This window comes from Flagellimonas meridianipacifica, from assembly GCF_003001695.1.
In the GTDB taxonomy this organism is placed as follows: Bacteria; Bacteroidota; Bacteroidia; order Flavobacteriales; family Flavobacteriaceae; genus Flagellimonas; species Flagellimonas meridianipacifica.
Genome location: NZ_PVYX01000002.1, coordinates 386,370 through 402,375, shown reverse-complemented (window position 1 = coordinate 402,375; position 16,006 = coordinate 386,370). Strand labels below are relative to the sequence as shown.

At 37.7% G+C, this 16,006-nt stretch carries 18 protein-coding genes; 11 read left to right on the top strand and 7 right to left on the bottom strand.

The window, feature by feature from the left end:
* The first annotated feature begins 3 nt into the window (after positions 1-3).
* Entirely contained in the window at positions 4-1,431 is a 1,428-nt protein-coding gene (locus CLV81_RS11640; RefSeq protein WP_106145299.1) for a hypothetical protein, read from the top strand.
* The gene (locus tag CLV81_RS11635; protein WP_211298009.1) at positions 1,431-3,380 is read left to right on the top strand and encodes a radical SAM protein; all 1,950 of its coding nucleotides are present in this window, start codon (positions 1,431-1,433) and stop codon (positions 3,378-3,380) included. The genes CLV81_RS11640 and CLV81_RS11635 overlap by 1 nt, the downstream gene beginning before the upstream one ends.
* 85 nt (positions 3,381-3,465) lie before the next feature.
* Here CLV81_RS11635 and CLV81_RS11630 read toward each other — a convergent pair whose 3' ends face one another.
* The gene (locus tag CLV81_RS11630; RefSeq protein WP_245911995.1) at positions 3,466-4,098 is read right to left on the bottom strand and encodes an N-acetylmuramoyl-L-alanine amidase family protein; all 633 of its coding nucleotides are present in this window, start codon (positions 4,096-4,098) and stop codon (positions 3,466-3,468) included.
* 208 nt (positions 4,099-4,306) lie between these two features.
* On the opposite strand from CLV81_RS11630, the gene CLV81_RS11625 reads away from it, so the two are divergent.
* From CLV81_RS11625 to CLV81_RS11585, 9 genes are read left to right on the top strand one after another with little or no spacing between them, the layout of a single operon-like run.
* The gene (locus tag CLV81_RS11625) at positions 4,307-4,594 is read left to right on the top strand and encodes a hypothetical protein (RefSeq protein ID WP_106145297.1); all 288 of its coding nucleotides are present in this window, start codon (positions 4,307-4,309) and stop codon (positions 4,592-4,594) included.
* Between the two features lie 2 nt (positions 4,595-4,596).
* Entirely contained in the window at positions 4,597-4,881 is a 285-nt protein-coding gene (locus tag CLV81_RS11620; protein WP_106145296.1) for a hypothetical protein, read from the top strand.
* Positions 4,868-7,270: a TraG family conjugative transposon ATPase gene (locus CLV81_RS11615; RefSeq protein ID WP_106145295.1), complete on the top strand. Its 2,403-nt coding sequence runs from the start codon at positions 4,868-4,870 to the stop codon at positions 7,268-7,270. Before CLV81_RS11620 ends, CLV81_RS11615 begins: the two co-directional genes overlap by 14 nt.
* A 4-nt stretch (positions 7,271-7,274) precedes the next feature.
* Positions 7,275-7,862, top strand: a complete 588-nt coding sequence (locus CLV81_RS11610; protein ID WP_106145294.1) for a TrbJ/VirB5 family protein — start codon at positions 7,275-7,277, stop codon at positions 7,860-7,862.
* Positions 7,863-7,864: 2 nt separating this feature from the next.
* Positions 7,865-8,704: a hypothetical protein gene (locus CLV81_RS11605; protein ID WP_106145293.1), complete on the top strand. Its 840-nt coding sequence runs from the start codon at positions 7,865-7,867 to the stop codon at positions 8,702-8,704.
* Positions 8,704-9,318: a conjugal transfer protein TraK gene (locus CLV81_RS11600; RefSeq protein ID WP_106145292.1), complete on the top strand. Its 615-nt coding sequence runs from the start codon at positions 8,704-8,706 to the stop codon at positions 9,316-9,318. Before CLV81_RS11605 ends, CLV81_RS11600 begins: the two co-directional genes overlap by 1 nt.
* Positions 9,308-10,255 carry a conjugative transposon protein TraM gene (gene traM, locus CLV81_RS11595; RefSeq protein WP_106145291.1) on the top strand — a complete coding sequence of 316 codons (948 nt, stop codon included), beginning with the start codon at positions 9,308-9,310 and terminating at the stop codon, positions 10,253-10,255. Before CLV81_RS11600 ends, traM begins: the two co-directional genes overlap by 11 nt.
* 11 nt (positions 10,256-10,266) lie before the next feature.
* Positions 10,267-11,094, top strand: coding sequence for a DUF4138 domain-containing protein (locus CLV81_RS11590; protein WP_106145290.1), 828 nt, complete (start codon positions 10,267-10,269; stop codon positions 11,092-11,094).
* Between the two features lie 6 nt (positions 11,095-11,100).
* Positions 11,101-11,466, top strand: a complete 366-nt coding sequence (locus CLV81_RS11585; protein ID WP_106145289.1) for a nuclear transport factor 2 family protein — start codon at positions 11,101-11,103, stop codon at positions 11,464-11,466.
* Between the two features lie 177 nt (positions 11,467-11,643).
* Here CLV81_RS11585 and CLV81_RS11580 read toward each other — a convergent pair whose 3' ends face one another.
* The 6 genes from CLV81_RS11580 to CLV81_RS11555 form a co-directional block, all read right to left on the bottom strand.
* Positions 11,644-12,231, bottom strand: a complete 588-nt coding sequence (locus CLV81_RS11580) for a hypothetical protein (RefSeq protein ID WP_106145288.1) — start codon at positions 12,229-12,231, stop codon at positions 11,644-11,646.
* Positions 12,228-12,731 carry an RNA polymerase sigma factor gene (locus tag CLV81_RS11575; protein ID WP_106145287.1) on the bottom strand — a complete coding sequence of 168 codons (504 nt, stop codon included), beginning with the start codon at positions 12,729-12,731 and terminating at the stop codon, positions 12,228-12,230. The genes CLV81_RS11580 and CLV81_RS11575 overlap by 4 nt, the downstream gene beginning before the upstream one ends.
* Before the next feature lie 126 nt (positions 12,732-12,857).
* Positions 12,858-13,193, bottom strand: coding sequence for a DUF1801 domain-containing protein (locus tag CLV81_RS11570; protein ID WP_106145286.1), 336 nt, complete (start codon positions 13,191-13,193; stop codon positions 12,858-12,860).
* Positions 13,190-13,723 carry a DUF4199 domain-containing protein gene (locus tag CLV81_RS11565; protein WP_106145285.1) on the bottom strand — a complete coding sequence of 178 codons (534 nt, stop codon included), beginning with the start codon at positions 13,721-13,723 and terminating at the stop codon, positions 13,190-13,192. The genes CLV81_RS11570 and CLV81_RS11565 overlap by 4 nt, the downstream gene beginning before the upstream one ends.
* Positions 13,724-13,801: 78 nt before the next feature.
* Positions 13,802-14,230: a LuxR C-terminal-related transcriptional regulator gene (locus CLV81_RS11560; RefSeq protein WP_158259120.1), complete on the bottom strand. Its 429-nt coding sequence runs from the start codon at positions 14,228-14,230 to the stop codon at positions 13,802-13,804.
* A gap of 49 nt (positions 14,231-14,279) precedes the next feature.
* Positions 14,280-15,944, bottom strand: coding sequence for a serine hydrolase domain-containing protein (locus CLV81_RS11555; RefSeq protein ID WP_106145283.1), 1,665 nt, complete (start codon positions 15,942-15,944; stop codon positions 14,280-14,282).
* Positions 15,945-16,006: the final 62 nt, after the last annotated feature.

The following is a 16,006-nucleotide window of genomic DNA, read 5'->3' as shown; positions in this document are numbered from 1 at the left end:
ATTTTGAGCAATAACCATAACCAAAATAACAAGTTTGATGATTTTCAACTAGAGGAATATAAGAATATTTCAACTTCACATTTTGAATCAATAAAGCAAGTATCCGTTTTTTTTAGGTACTATTTGTTGCTCCTGTCTGCTCCTGCACTTTTATTAACACTAGTTGGTACTGGTGAAGGCAACATGAGTACATTTTTCAAGGGCAACCTAGATAAGACAACTTATGATATAGTTTTCGCTTATCTCCTTCTGATTTCGGCTGCAGGATTATGCATTTTTCTGTTTATCATTAATATAAGACACGATGCTATACTATATGCCCGAAAAGTAAATAAGGTTCGGAAGTACTTTTACGAGAATTCATCTTTAAAGGTTGATGATTACCATAAGTATCTTGGACTACCAATAGTAGAATCTAAACCAAGATATACTGATAATACTATCTTTTTTCCTCTAATTATAGTTTTTACACTGATAAATTCTGCGTTTCTCTTTTCAGCATTTTATTTTAGAATGCTGCATTCAGATTATGTGTTTAACACAACGCTCTTTGAATTAGATTTGCCGCTATCTAGGATATACCTGTGGATAGTGTTTTTTAATATCCTAGGTCATATAATCCTTTGGAAATACTTGTCGTACCGAAGGGAAAATTTTTATCTAAAGTCATTCGCCTTTGGTGTTGATATCGACGGTGTTGTAAATAATCAAACAGAACATTTTGCTGAGTGGCTTTATAAACTGAGAGGTAAAAGAATCGATACAGAAAAAATCAAAGAAATACCTGTTAGACTAAATAAGGGGCTGAACGTAGATGACTTCGATGAGCAGGTTGTATTCAATTGTAAAGAGTATTGGGAAGGGCTTCGCGAGAAGGAAAATGCTTTAAAAACAATAAATGATATCCATAAGAAATTTGGCTATAAAATCTTTGTTTATACCTATCGTCCCTGGGGACAGATGAGCGATAAAGTAAAAAATGAAATAATAAAACAGAACTACACTCCTCTCTTAAAAAATGATATAGTAAAAATCACCAAGTCTTCATTTAAGAATGTGGGTATAAATACATTTATTATCAATAATTGGTTTAGTTCAATTCTTTACTGGTTTATACCTACTTTTTTAAAAATTAGAACCAGAGTAACAATTGAAAAAGGGAACTCAAATATTTCAGACACACGGTTCAGCTTCATTGTTAGAAATCAAACTTTACTTTTAAATCGATTCCAAGGGGCAAAAAGAAACAGATTAAAGTTCTTTATTGAAGATACTCCCGAAAACGCTATAAAATTAGCGAACCTTGTAGATTATGTATTCCTTATGAATCAACCATATAACAATGACGAGAACAGATATCGTTTTCAAAAAAATATAATTAGAGTAGATAGTTGGAACGAAGTATATAGTCACCTTAAACAACTAAGCTAATGAAAAAGAAAAGAAACATATTATTACTTGAACCCAACTATAAGAATAAGTATCCGCCTATCGGACTTATGAAAATCTCCTCTTACCATAAAATGTTAGGAGATTCTGTGACGTTTTACAAGGGCGAAATGAAAGACTTTATAGTAAATGAGATTTACAATGAATGTTTGGAAAAAATTTCAACCATAGATTCGGATACCACGTGGTACAAGAAAGAAAAGGAAATCAAACTATTTCTAAAAACAAAACGAAGAAGTATCCTTACCGACCTTACTTCAGGTAATGAAAATCAACCACTCTTAAACGAATGGTTTTCTTATTATTCAGACTACTATAAGAAGAAAAAATACCTTGATAATAGAAAATGGGATAGAGTCTATGTGACCACGCTGTTTACCTTCTATTGGAAAAAAACGATAGAGACAATCGAATATGCAAAACTCCTCGTAAGGGACCAAAAGCATCTTATGGTAGGCGGTGTAATGGCTTCGCTACTGACACATGAAATAGAAGTAGAAACAGGCATTAAACCTTTCAAAGGCATATTGGATAAACCAGGCATGATTGATGACAATGATATCATTATTGATGAACTGCCCTTAGATTACTCTATTCTTTATGAAGTAGATTACAGATATCCCACGGGCAGTGCCTATTTTACTTTTATGACAAAAGGGTGTACGCGAAAATGCGCCTTCTGTTCCGTTCCAATTTTAGAACCCACGTATAAAGAAAAGGTGGAAACCATCGATAAGTTTCTTCAAATAAAAGAACTCTATGGAGAGCAACAACATTTGTTGTTAATGGACAACAATGTACTGGCATCGCCAAAGTTCGACGAAATTATTGACGAAATCAAAGAAATGGGATTCTACAAAGGTGCAACTTTTGTTGAGCCAAACCAGTATGAGATTGCAATCACCAACCTAAGGTCTGGGTTTAATAATAAGGGTTACACCAGAAGGGCATTTTTTCTCTTGCACGACTTATTACAACGACGTTTGAAAAGAAATAAAAAAGTTGCGGAACAATTTTATGACATCCTTGATGAGCACTCCCTATTAGAATTGCCTGAGGTGACAGAAGAGAATCTGATTAAATCGCATGATTTGATATCTCCAATTTTTGAAAAATATCGTGACAAAGCCCCAAAACAACGCTATGTCGACTTTAATCAAGGCACCGACGCTCGCTACGTCACCGAAGAGTTTATGAAAAAAATGAGCGAGATTCCTATTCGGCCACTTAGAATTGCTTTCGACTATGTTGGGATGAAGAAGAAATATGTCGAAGCTGTTAGGCTGGCGGCTAAATATGGGATTAAGGAACTTTCCAATTATTTATTGTACAATTTCAAAGACAAACCTGAGGACCTTTACGAGAGAATGAGAATCAACATTGAATTATCAGAAGAGTTGGAACTTCACATTTTCTCTTTTCCCATGAAATACATCCCCTTGTTTGGTGAAGATGCCAAGCATAGACTTTATGTAGGCAAACACTGGAATAAGAAATTCATTCGTGCAATTCAATCTGTATTGAATGTATCAAAAGGTATTGTGGCCAGTGGAAGAAGTTTTTTTGAAAAAGCATTTGGCAAAAATGTTGAGGAGTTTTATGAACTTTTGTATATGCCAGAAACCTACATAGTTTATCGCAGTGTTTTTGAAGAAGCTAGTCTAAGTCAAATATGGTTACAAGAATTTAGAGCAATAAAAAAATCCGAAATATGGGAAGAGGTCAAAATAATCCTTGAGATAAGCGATTTCAAAAATGCCCATACTCTAACAAATAATCCGGATATCCTGGCTTTCTTAGAGCATTATACAATTACAAGAGACAATGTAAAAGAGCAGAATTCAGAAATAAACAAAATCAGACAACGATATAACAACTTAATAAAAAGGGATAGGTTTATAGAATTGACATTAACCTACGACTTCGAATAAACCCAGCTAATTCTTATCTGGGTTTTTTCCTCCTTTTAAAATTACCAAACAGGTAATTAAAACTTCTCTTACAATCCTAATAACCTCAATCCCCAACTCTTTCATATCTATCTAAATTTTTAATTAAACTCTCCAATAGTACCAAAGCTACGGACTGGTATGATTCCGGCTTTTGGTAATGGTTACTCTCATCTGCGTTGCTCAAAAAACCAAGTTCTACCAAAACCGCAGGCATTGCATTGGCAGTTTCCCTCAGCACTTGAAAATTGGCAAACTTTACGCCTCTGCTTCTAAATCCTAGTTTTTCTTTAAACCGTCGCTGCAGCTCATAACCCAAATAGATAGATTCATTGCCGAAGTCATAGTTTCCAGAGGCCACATAAACCTCAATCCCTTTGGCATTGGTATTAGTAGCATGATTACAATGCAGTGATATAAATACATCTGCATTAATAGCTTTAGCCAATTTGGGCCGGTCACCCAAGCCAATTAAAGTATCCGCATAACGTGTCAAATAGATGTCTAGCTTGTCGTTAAATATGGCCTTATTCAGTTTTACTATTTCTTCTGCGACAAGTAAAACGATTTCTTTTTCAATTGTATTTTTTTGGCCAATTGCACCACTATCTTTTCCACCGTGTCCAGGGTCAATGACCACTCGATTTTGGGCACTTAAATTCCATCCAAAAACCAAACAAGTTTTTAGCAGTAAAAACATAAATCTGACGTTTTTGGGTCTCACTTTCATTTTTACTAAAGCACTTTTCAAAAATTATTAGTGTGAAATTCATAGTATTTGATATCAAATAACATCAAACAAAATCATCCCAATTCAAATAATATTTTATTCACAAATAATTGATTTTCAATAATTTATATTCAAATATAAACTAAATTTTGAGTAGTAAAAATCAATGTGTTTTCCTATGAAAAAATTAGTTTATTCAACCGTTCTTTTAATGCTCTTTTCTACACCCGCTTTTGCTCAAATTGGTGGGATTGAAGATTCCGTTAACGATGTTTCCGACACCATTCGGGCCATCTTTCCCATTATCCTTGGGGTTATTTTCCTGATTGGGTTCCTCTTTAATGCAGGGCACTTCTTTGGGGAGAACGCCGACCTCAAGAAAGGGATAACCCGAGTGTTAGTTTTCGTCCTTATAGCTGGGGCTGTAGTGGGCATCTTCACTTATCTCATTGGAATCGTAGTATAGCAATGAAACGGTTCGAGGTCTATAGAAACATCCGAAAACGGGCAATGATATTTGGGCTTCCCATAGCATTGTTCGCTTTGATGATGGTGGCCGTTATCGGCTCACTTTTAATCATCATATTCTCCTTCAGTTTCGGAATCATCATTGGAGTATTGGTTTTTAATCTGGCACTATATGCTGGGTTACTCAAATTCTCACGAACACCACAGCTCTTTCAAATGTCCTCACCCTTTCCCAAAAGCATCAGTAACAAAAACCCAACTCCACTCTGGTATGAACAAGATTAGTATGGCATCCCATTATCCCATTGCAGATATTCAAGACAACGTTCTGTTTGCCAACAACGGCAATGTGGTCTTATGCTATGAAGGCTTCCTGCCAGAAATCTATTCGCTGGCAGAAAAAGACTTTGAAGACATTCATGGAGCCTGGTTTCAGGCCGTAAAAACCTTACCATCGGGTACGGTAGTGCATAAACAGGATGTGTACCTGAAAAGGCAATTCACGGCAAACAACCTATCAAACAATACCTTTTTGGAGAAAGCCACCCATCAACATTTTAAAGGTCGGGAGTATATTGAGCATCGGTGCTATTTGTTCTTTACGCTTACCAAGAACAGGGCGTTGAACAATTCCAAATACGTCAATCCTTTTAAAAAACCGAATGCAAAGCTGCCCAAGCTGATGGATATGGCCGTACACAATTTTGTGGGTGCAGTGACCGATGCGGTTTCCTTTATCAATAACAGTCGCAAGATGAAGTTCGAGCCACTGGATGCCAAAGCCATCCAACAATTGACCAACGCTTTTTTCAACGGGTACAACGAGGGTTTTGATACCGATATTCTTCTGAATAAATCCAATATCAATATTGGCGAAAACTACTTTGATTGTCTCGCGGTGAATAGTGAATTGTGTCTTGGTGAGACGGTTTACAGCAGCAAAACCAATGAAAAATTTACATCAGATGATTTTGTATTCCACCAGGGCTTTATTGACGGACTTGGACTAACCCTAAATGAAAACCATATTGTCAATCAAATCATTTACTTGGATGACAAACAAAAGTGGCGCAAGATACTGGACAAGAAAATCGAGGAACTGAACAAGAGCTCCAATTTCGGTTCCATGAACAAGGTGGTGTTGAAGAAAATTCAGCACATTCAAAATCAAATCAATACCGATGATAGTGCACGAGTCGTTCGAGGACATCTAAATGTCATTTATTGGGGTCGGGAAGCCGGACAGCTAGAAAACATAGCTTCACGGATAAAAACCGAATTTAAGGAGCTGGACATTACACCTTATTATCCTCGCGGAGAAGAACGCAAAAACTATATCCTAAACAGCTATTGTGCTTTTGCTTCCAATTTCTCCAATGAAGATTTATACGTCACCGATTTAAAACACGCCTTGTGCTTGCTCATCAACAATACCAATTATGAATCCGATGAGACGGGTATCATATTTAATGACCGAGAGCATAATATTCCTGTACTCAAAGATGTCTGGGATGAACACAAAAGGCGTATCAAGGCAAGGAATTTTGCCATTTTCGCTCCCACCGGAGAAGGTAAATCCTTCTTGGCCAATAACATCTTGCGTCAGTATTTTGAAAGCGGTGTTCGCTTAGTCATCATCGACTTGGGTGGTTCGTACACCAAGTTTGCCAAACTCTACCCAGAGACCCATACCATTTTGCGCTATGAGAGCGGAAAAAATTTGGGTATTAATCCATTTTATATTGCCTCTGAAGCTGACTTGACACCAGAAAGATTGGAAGACTTATCCATTTTTCTTTTTGAGCTATTTGCTTCGGAGGGAAAGGTTGGCAAAGCACAATCAGTGGCTATCAAAAAAGTGCTGCTCCATTATTATCAAAAGGTCAGAAAAGACCATTCCTTAGATAGTTTTTATGCCTTTATAGAAGGGTATCAGGAAAATCTTCTAGAGCAATTAAAAATTCAAAAAGAGTACTTCAACATTCCCAACTTCCTGCACATTATGTCAGAGTATGTGGGTGATGGACTGTACAGCTTCCTTTTTGAAATGAGCGAAGACCAGACCTTCAAAATTGAGGACAAGCGGCTTATCATTTTTGAACTGGATGAAGTAAAGGACAATAAGGAAATCCTCTCGGTAATGCTTAAACTCATCAAGTCAGCCATCCAAAGAACCATTTGGAGAAACCGAGCTGAAAAAGGGATTATCCTATTTGATGAGTTTGCAAAACAATTAAAGTTTGACAACGTACTGGAAAGCGTTGAATTCTACTATCAGGCAATTCGAAAGCAAAACGGTGCCATTGGTATCATTCTGCAATCTATCAATCAACTGCCCAATAACCATACATCAGCGAGTATACTAGAAAATACCCAGGTCATCTACAGTCTGAACAATGAAAAGGGCTATGACGAATTGGTGAAACGCTTAAACCTTTCGAGTCACGATTTAAACCAACTCAAATCCATTAAAAATAACCTTTCCGGACCTAGAAAGTATACAGAAATGTTCATCAAGATTGGAAAGGAGAGCAACATCTTCCGATTGGAAGTACCCAAAGAAGTCTATGCGGCTTACCTGACGGACGGAAAAGAAAACGAAGCCATAATGGCCATTTACGAACGAACCCAAAATATGGAACAAGCCATCAAAGAATTCACATCTAAAATCTAATAATATGAATCCAAAATTAAAATCATTTATCTATGGATTACTACTGGTAATCGCCCTCTTGATTTACGGTAAGTCCAATGCCCAGGGGATGCCGGTGTATGACAACACCAACTTTATCAGTCTTGCCAAACAATTGATAGAGTCGGCAAAACAGACCTCACAACTGCTGCAGACCGTGGAATTTCTCAAACAGCAAAAAGAGAATATCGAGAAGGTCAACAATGTCATTCGACAACTCAAGGCCGTTCGTGAAATTCAACGTAACAATCAACGCTTATTTGATATTGTACAGAATGATTTGCGGGATATTCTGAATTCGCCCTATGTGAAGCCAGAGGAAGTCAGCCGCATTTCAGAATCCTTCAACAACATCATCGAAAATTCCCTCGACAACTTCGAGTATATCGAGCGCATCCTGTCCAGCGATTTCTTAAAAATGACGGATGCCGAACGTGCGGAAGTGTTGAAGGAAATGGAGTTGCAATCCAAAGAGATGGTGGCCGAAATCAATAAAAAGACCGAACGCTATAACGACATTATTTCCTTCAGAAAGATGCAGGACCGAATCAATAATCGTGAAACCAATTACTAAAAATGGCGGGCTTCTTTTTGGGCATCGGATTGGAATATGTGGACACTGTTTTTCAAATCATAAAGGACAGTGATTTCTCCCAATACACCATTGCCGGAATGAAGACCCTCGCTGTGCTGTTTTTCCTAATCAATATCCTCAAAAAATATAATGAGGGCGTAGCCGAAAAAGATGGGTACACTTGGGGATTGAGTCCAGGAGAACTTGCCAAAAACTTTATGGTGGTTCTCCTGGTTATTTTCTCCACCCAAATACTGGGTTTCTTTGATGGTATTCTGGTCGCTATTGAGGGGCAATACAGAAACACGGCTCCTGCGCTCCTTCCGCTTCAGATGCAGGACATTCCTTTGGAAGAGGATGTGGGCGCATTGGAAGCCGCCAAAAAGGCTCTAGCTCTCTTGTACGAAGCTTTGGTTACGCCTTTATTCGGATGGAAAATCTTGGCTTTCATTGTTAGCCTATTCCTATGGATAATGGACTTGTTTATCTATCCATTATTCTTGGCCGAACGTTACTTTTTGTTGGGCATCATGCAGGCCTTTTTCCCATTAGTAATAAGCCTTGCGGTCTTTGAGAAGTTTCGGTCTATGGCCTATAATTTTTTCAGGTTATACGCAGCTGTGTATATGTTGGTACCGGCCTTCTTTTTGGTCAACGTGTTTATCAATGCACTGTACACCGAAATCAACATCAATTTCTGGACGTCCCTTTTCGGAACTGATGTGGGCAGCAATTTCTTTGCTCCTGTAGTACAATTGGGTTCCGTGCTCTTTATCGTCATTCTCAAATTCAAGCTCTACCACAGGGCCATTTCATTCACCCTAAGACTCTTTACGCAATAATGAAAACATCCTATAAAAACATCTATGCTGTATTATCCATCAACCGATTCATCGTTTTGACGGTATCTATCTGCGCTTTGGGCTCTTCTGCTTTCTGTGGATGGATTGTTTATGACATTCACCAAAAAGCTTTGAACAGCTCATTTGCCATTAATACCGATGGCTCCGTCATTCCGCTTAAATGGGTCAACCAACAAGAGAACTTGCTTGTGGAAAGTCTGGCACACTTGGAGTTGTTCCACGCCTATTTCTATGACATTGATGCCAGCAACTATGAAAAGAACCTGGAAAAAGCACTATGGCTGGGCAACAGTTCCGTGGACAATCTGTACCGTCAAAAAAAAGCGGATGGAGTCTATAATCGATTGCTGCAATATTCTCTGGTACAAAAAGTAGTCAGTATCGAATCTCAGGTCGATTTACAGCAATCGCCGTATGCCTTTAAAACGACAACCGTCTTTGAGATTAATCGGGGAACCGTGATTGACAGATATGAATTGGTTTCTACGGGAAATCTCATAATCGTAGACCGCAATTATCCCCACAATACGCACGGGTTATTGATTACCAATTATTTCGAAAACACTTTAAAGAAAATATCCAATGAAGATTGAAAAGAACAAAATTGTATTCGGTTCCGTACTCGCCATCGTGGTCATTTTCATCATCAGCTATTCCATGATGGTGATGGGCGATGATGAATCAGAAACCGAAAACTTGAAACAGCCTTTAGTTCCTGAACTGGAACAAGAACAAGAAGATTATTCCTCAAAACTGAAAGCCATTGATGACCTTAAGGAAGTTAGGGAAACCAATGCTCCAAGTATTTACGATGAAAAGCTCATCGACACCTTAGGCTTCTATGACCCCTATTTGCCAGAAAAGAACAAGCAGCGCATCATTGACAGCATCTACGCTGCTGGTCGTATCAATTATACGGAAGGCACTTATCGCACGGCTAAGACTGTTAGAAACCCTAATCCTTTACCTATGAAAAAGTCCAAAGACACCTTATCAAAAAACACTGAAGAAAATGAAATCAAAGGCCTGGAAATAGGCCTGGAGCATGAGTTGTTCTTTGCCTCAAATCCTAAAGTGAATGACATTCAAGTCCATCTTGATACCGACCCTGAAGTCTTTGTAACCGTAGATGGCACCCAAGTGGTCAAAAGTAACTACCGCCTTCGAATGCGCTTGACCAATGATGCGGTCATCAATGGGCAACTTATTCCCAAGAACACGCCTGTATTTGGCTTTGTGACCTTTCAGCCCAACCGTACATTGATTAGTATTGAAAACATCAATCATAAGCCTGTCACCTTTAACGCCTACGACCTTCAGGATGGTAGTGAAGGCATCTATATCGAGAACAGTTTTAAGGCTGATGCAAGTCGCGAAGTACTCGATGACATCGTGCAGGATGTGAACGTTGCCGGACTTCCCCAAGTAGGTGGCATCAAACAAGTATTTCGCAGGAACAACCGCAATGTAAAGGTTACCATCGTCAATAATTATCAACTCATTTTAAAGCCTCAAAGAGGCCTTAATTAAAACTCACTCTTATGAAAAAGTATATCACCATAATGGTTTTTAGTGTCTTTGCTTTCGCGAAAGCACAAACTATAAAATTGGACACCATTTATGCCAATGATAAAAAGAATGTAGCCCTTTTTTTTCCTGAACCTATTCGACAGGGAATCACGGGCGCATCTCATTTTGTATTTACCTACAATCGTGAAAAAGAACAACATTTTGGATTGCTTCAGGCACAGCCGGGAAACGAAAGTAATCTACTGGTAATCAGCAAAAATGGTGCTATTTTTTCGTATATTGTAAAGTATAGGAAGGAGCTTAAAGAGCTGAACCATTTTATCGCTGAAAGTGCCTCGATTGGCAATGAAATTCCAAAAAAGATTTCAGAACCCATCAAAGAAAAACCGCTTTCAGAAGTCCTGAATAGAGAGCTGTACTATCAGCGTTTTTGTTCTTATCTGCTGACAAGAAAAACACCATCCGCAGGATTGCGTAAACGCAACAACGGCGTGGTGATGGAAGTTGAAAATATCGTTTTTGACAGGGAAGAATTGTACTTCGTCATCAAAGTAAAAAACAAGTCAACCTTGGACTATGACATCAATTTCCTGAATTTCTCCGTAGATACCCGTAAAAAGGGGCGTAAAAAGTCCTTACAGCGATTGCATCAAGCTCCTTTGTACCGACACCTACTTCCTGAACGTATTGAGGAAGGAAAAACGACCCGAGTGGTCTATGTGCTGCCTAAGTTCTCATTGAGCGACGATAGATTGTTGCTGCTCAGATTGAATGAGAATAAAGGAGAGCGAAACATCGAGCTTAAGATACCGGCCCGAAACATCAATAACCCAAATTAGAACACGATGAAAAAAATCTTAATCCCCTTGCTAAGTTTATTGTTTGTGGCTTGTAGTGGCCAAACCACATCTTCCCCAGCTGAAGTTGCAGAAACGGTCGTTGTGAGTTTTTATACCCAAGACAATGGCACACTCCAAAAACATACCACAAAAGTGAGCTACGAATCCTTTATGACCGTTCAGGCTCTGCTTACCGCTGAGGAAAAGAAAGCATCAGAATTCAAAGTCCTGGATGAACGGATAGATGCTGATGTCGCATGGATAAAATTTACCTCTTCCTATTCCGATGCACCGGAAACATTTAAGCTAGTAAAGCAAAATGGGCAATGGAAAGTGACCGAAAAAGATGAGGGTGAGAAAGGGCCTTTTTGATTAAACCGCTATTTTTTATATGCGTTGTTGCCATTAGTACTTTTTATTCCTAATTTGATTTCTCTTTTGTTTGATTGTTTCTCTTCTTGTTTTTGAAGTTGAAAAACTCAAAATTTTTGACAATTGTTCTATGAAGTTTGTTGAAACTTTTGATGGTCTATATTTTGATGTCATATGCTATTCTTCTATTTCGCTTATTAATTCATTAACTCTACCAATTCTTGGGGTTATTTCTCTTTTTATTCTTTTTTTATTTAAGAAATACCCATAAATACCCATTCCGATTGTAGCCACATTAATAATGACAATCAAATGTACTGGAACTTTTTCCCAAACGCTGATAGTGAACAACAACATTATTGGGTAAACTGGCAATATTCCCCAATAGAAGTATGTTTTAAGAAATTTCTTTTGTGCATGAAGATATTCCCTGTTTTTTTTGAGGTAATTGAGATAATTATTTTCCAAGTCACTAGGCTGAAACTTTTTGATACCTCGATATTTTATAATTAAATAAACTGCACAAATAATCATTAAAGCCAATGCTATTTTTGTCAGAATGAATGGAATCTTGAATAACAAAAAAGTAGATAATAAAACTCCAAATACAGCTAAAATCGTTTCTGAAAGTTCTATATAGTTCCACCATCTGTCTAAACGCTTTAAACTCGATTGTAATTCTATCATTAACTTTGATTTCTCAAATTTTATACGCTCTTGATTACTGGACGTTTGCCAGATTTTGATTAATTCATCTTCTATCATAACATTCCATTTATACAGTTCAACAATTTTGATTTAATCCGCTTGATTTTTACGGCTACGTGATTTTCAGATAGTCCGAGTATGTCTGAAATTTCTCGGTATGCTAATCCCTCCAAGTACAGAGCAATTATTGCCTTGTCTCCATCATTCAATTTTTTAACACACTTTCTTAAAGCTATTAGTTTTTCATCCCTTTTTTCATTTTCTACTTGAGAACCGATATTACAAATAGTCATACTATCCAATCTTATAAATCGGTTTTGGTGTTTTGTGTATTTTGATTTGAAACGAAGACAAACATTTAATGCTATCCTAAATATCCAAGTACCAATAGATGAATTACCTTTAAATGAACTCATCGACTTCCATATATTAACTAAAACCTCTTGGAACAGGTCTTTTGAGTCTTCATTATTATCAGAATATATTGAACAAAGCCTATATAATTTATCTTGGTTTTTCTCAAGTGTAGAAAGAAATAGGCTTTTTTGTTTTTCCATTTTTAGTTCGTCCCTTTACCTCTTTAGTTACCATAGTTTAAGAAATATGACACTTTAGAGAATATTTTTTTTGAGAATGCCTCAAGACTTTATTTGACATCCAGACGAATACGCTTTCACACTTTCTCAAGTTATTTCTTTCAGCCATTGCGAAATTTGCTTCTTTAGATTTTCACCCAGGGAATTTATTTTCACATGCCTTAATGTATTCCCCTCTCCTTCCAATAAATTGTTTGGGTCGCTGAGTCTATCAATATTGTAAAACCCAAGTGTAACGTGTTTTTTGGCAAAGCGCAGATAAGCAAAGTCCTTTCCATTATTGAAAACAGGCATTTTCCATTTTAGTTCTTCCTTGACATTTTCAACAGAGGTATGTACCAACTTCCTTAATTCTTCCAACAAAGCGACCTGCTCGTCGGTAGCTTTAGATATGTAATCAGTTATTTTCTTGTTATAATTCATCTTTCTTTACTTGTTTTTAGAAAGAAGCTTAACAACAATGTAAAAGCTCCTCCTGTTATAAGGTTTCCAATAAAGGAGAACATACTTTGCGTTGAAGTACTTAAATATGCCTCTTTTTCCTCCAGTTTAGCGTTTAGCTTCTCTACAGGAACACCAGAACTTTCCATTTTCAGCCTAAGTGCCTCAATAGTGTCAGCCACATAAGATGGATACAGCAATTCGTAAAAAACAATTGTAAAAACAACACTGAATACTGCTGTAGATAAGCTAACCACAAATCCTTGAATCAGGGCTTCCTTGAATTGGATGCCTCTCCCTAGAACATCTTTTCTCTTCTTGATGGCAAAGTAAATGGCGAAAAGCAATAAAAGGTATAACATTAAGAAGAGGATGGTTCCTCCGGTCATTTCATTTTCCAGAGCGATAGCCTTGGGGCCAAGTAATTTGAGTGCTAAAAGTGTCAGCATTAAAATGCTTCCGGCGAGTGCAACTACAAATCCGTAAACAATAGGTGTTTTTAATTTTTCCATTTTGTATTTTGATTTTCTACAAAATTCACGGACAAAATGGTAATTCTCAATTAAAAACGGTTGGAAAAAAGGGTGGATTTATTGGTTTCCACTCTTTTGTAGTACCCTCTTGCCATAGAATTTCAACTCCCTACGATTTTTCACACCGGTCTTTTTGTAAATTCGGTTGATATGCGTCTTAATTGTTGTAATATCAACAAATAGTTCATTTGCTATATCCTGATTCTTTTTGCCTAAACAAATAAGCTCGATAACCTGCTGTTCACGTTCCGACAGCTGGTTTTGATAGGCGTTTTCGATTTCATCGGTATTCTTGGTCGTGCCCAATACCATTCCTAGCCCACATACCAACAAGATGAAAGGCACTAACAATAGCGAGTTTACATTGTTAATTTCAACGATTCCATAGCTGGTAGAATAATGGAACACATTAAAAACCAGGACTCCCAAAGTAACGAGCACAGTCAAGAAAATCAAGAGTTTATTCTCTCTTATAATTTTTATCATGGTCATGAAGCTTATCTAACCCCACTTTAAGGGATTATGTGTTCTAATATTAAATCCTTTCAAATTCCACATCCTTAATTCTCGAGGCATTGACCTTCAGATGTTTTTTATCATCTGCAAAGAAGAATACCCCAAAATCGGCATTACTGCTTACAAACGTGCCCTTAGCAATTGGCTTTAGAGTACTCATTTTGTTATGGTTGATGAACAAGGTTAATTCTTCATTCTGAATCTTTATATCGTAGGTGACATTCAAGTCTTTACTGTAATAGTTCCCTTCAAAAGGCTGTAATTCATCTGCAGCATAAACTCTGGGCTCGAATCTTTTAAATAGCGTGGTCTTTCTTCCATCATTGACAAATCTAAAAGCTTGTCTGCCCTGTTCGACCTTTTCGAAAGCAATACCGAATTGTCCGTTACCCCTGCTCACTATTTCAAAATCAGTTTGGCTAAATGGTACAAGTTTATCCTTTCTATTTTCAGACCGAACATAGAACAAAGTGTCATTGCTCATTTCAATGGAGCGGACACGCCCTGAATATTCATCAATATAATCGCCAACAAATTTGGAAAGCTTGTTCGATTTCAAGTCTAAGAAAGACTTTGCTTTCCGCGTTTCGCTTTCACTCAAATAATGCTCCTCTAGATATAAATCTGCTATCTCTCTGGCCTTAGTATTATAGTTGGTATCAGACCTATTCGACAACACTATAACAGAAAAGTTTTGGTCAGGAAATCGCATTATCTGCGTTCTAAACCCACCGTGGGAACCTCCATGACTGACTTCGGTAATACCTTTGTAGGTATCTACCTGAATCCCTGCCGATTCTCCGGTTGACCCGCCATTATTCAATCGCCCCACCTTAAGCAACTTGTTGATGATTTTTTGTCCTCCTTCACCTAACTTATTGTTGTAAAAATTCTGGTCCCACTTATAAAGGTCCAATACCGTGGAGTACACCCCACCAGAGCCCACAAGTTCAAACCTTCGTATAGCATTATCAAAACCACCATCGGCCCTTTTGTAATAACCGAAAGCCCGGTTTTTGATAAGGTCTTTATGATTGTCGAGAAATAAGGTATGCTCCATGCCAAGTGGGTCAAAAATATGCTCCTTGGCAAAATCTTTTAGGCTTTTTCCCGCAACTCGTTGAACAATTTCGGATAATAAGAAATACCCGCCATTGCTATATAAAACCTCCTCTCCTGGGGGAAAATTGATACGGCTTTGTCTTTTGAGCATTTCATAAGTCTCCGCAGCTGTAATCAAGTCGAAATAGCTTCGCCCCTGTAAGTCCCATAAGGATGAATAATCACGGATTCCACTGGTGTGGTACAACAGATTTTCAATGGTTATGGGAGACTCATACTCGGGAAAGTCAGAAAGGTATTGTCTAATGTCGTCCGTCAATTTTAGTTTTCCCTGCTCTTCCAGTAACAAAACACAAAAAGCGGCAAACTGCTTTCCATTGGAGCCGATATAGAACACAGTTGACGGAGTATTGGGAATGTCATGCTCCAAATCGGCCAATCCATATCCTTTGAAAAATATGAGTTCTCCATCTTTTACGATTCCGACCGACCCTCCTGGCACATTAGTTTCATTCCATTCCTTAAAGACAAAATCTATTTGAGATTCTTGAATTTGGGCAGCCCCGTAGAAGGGTGAAAAACCAAAGAAACAACAAAAACATATAAGGGTTAATTTTTTCATTTTTTTAAAAGCGTAACAGGCCTTTAATTTACGAATTACCTATCACACTCTTGGCGTAAGAA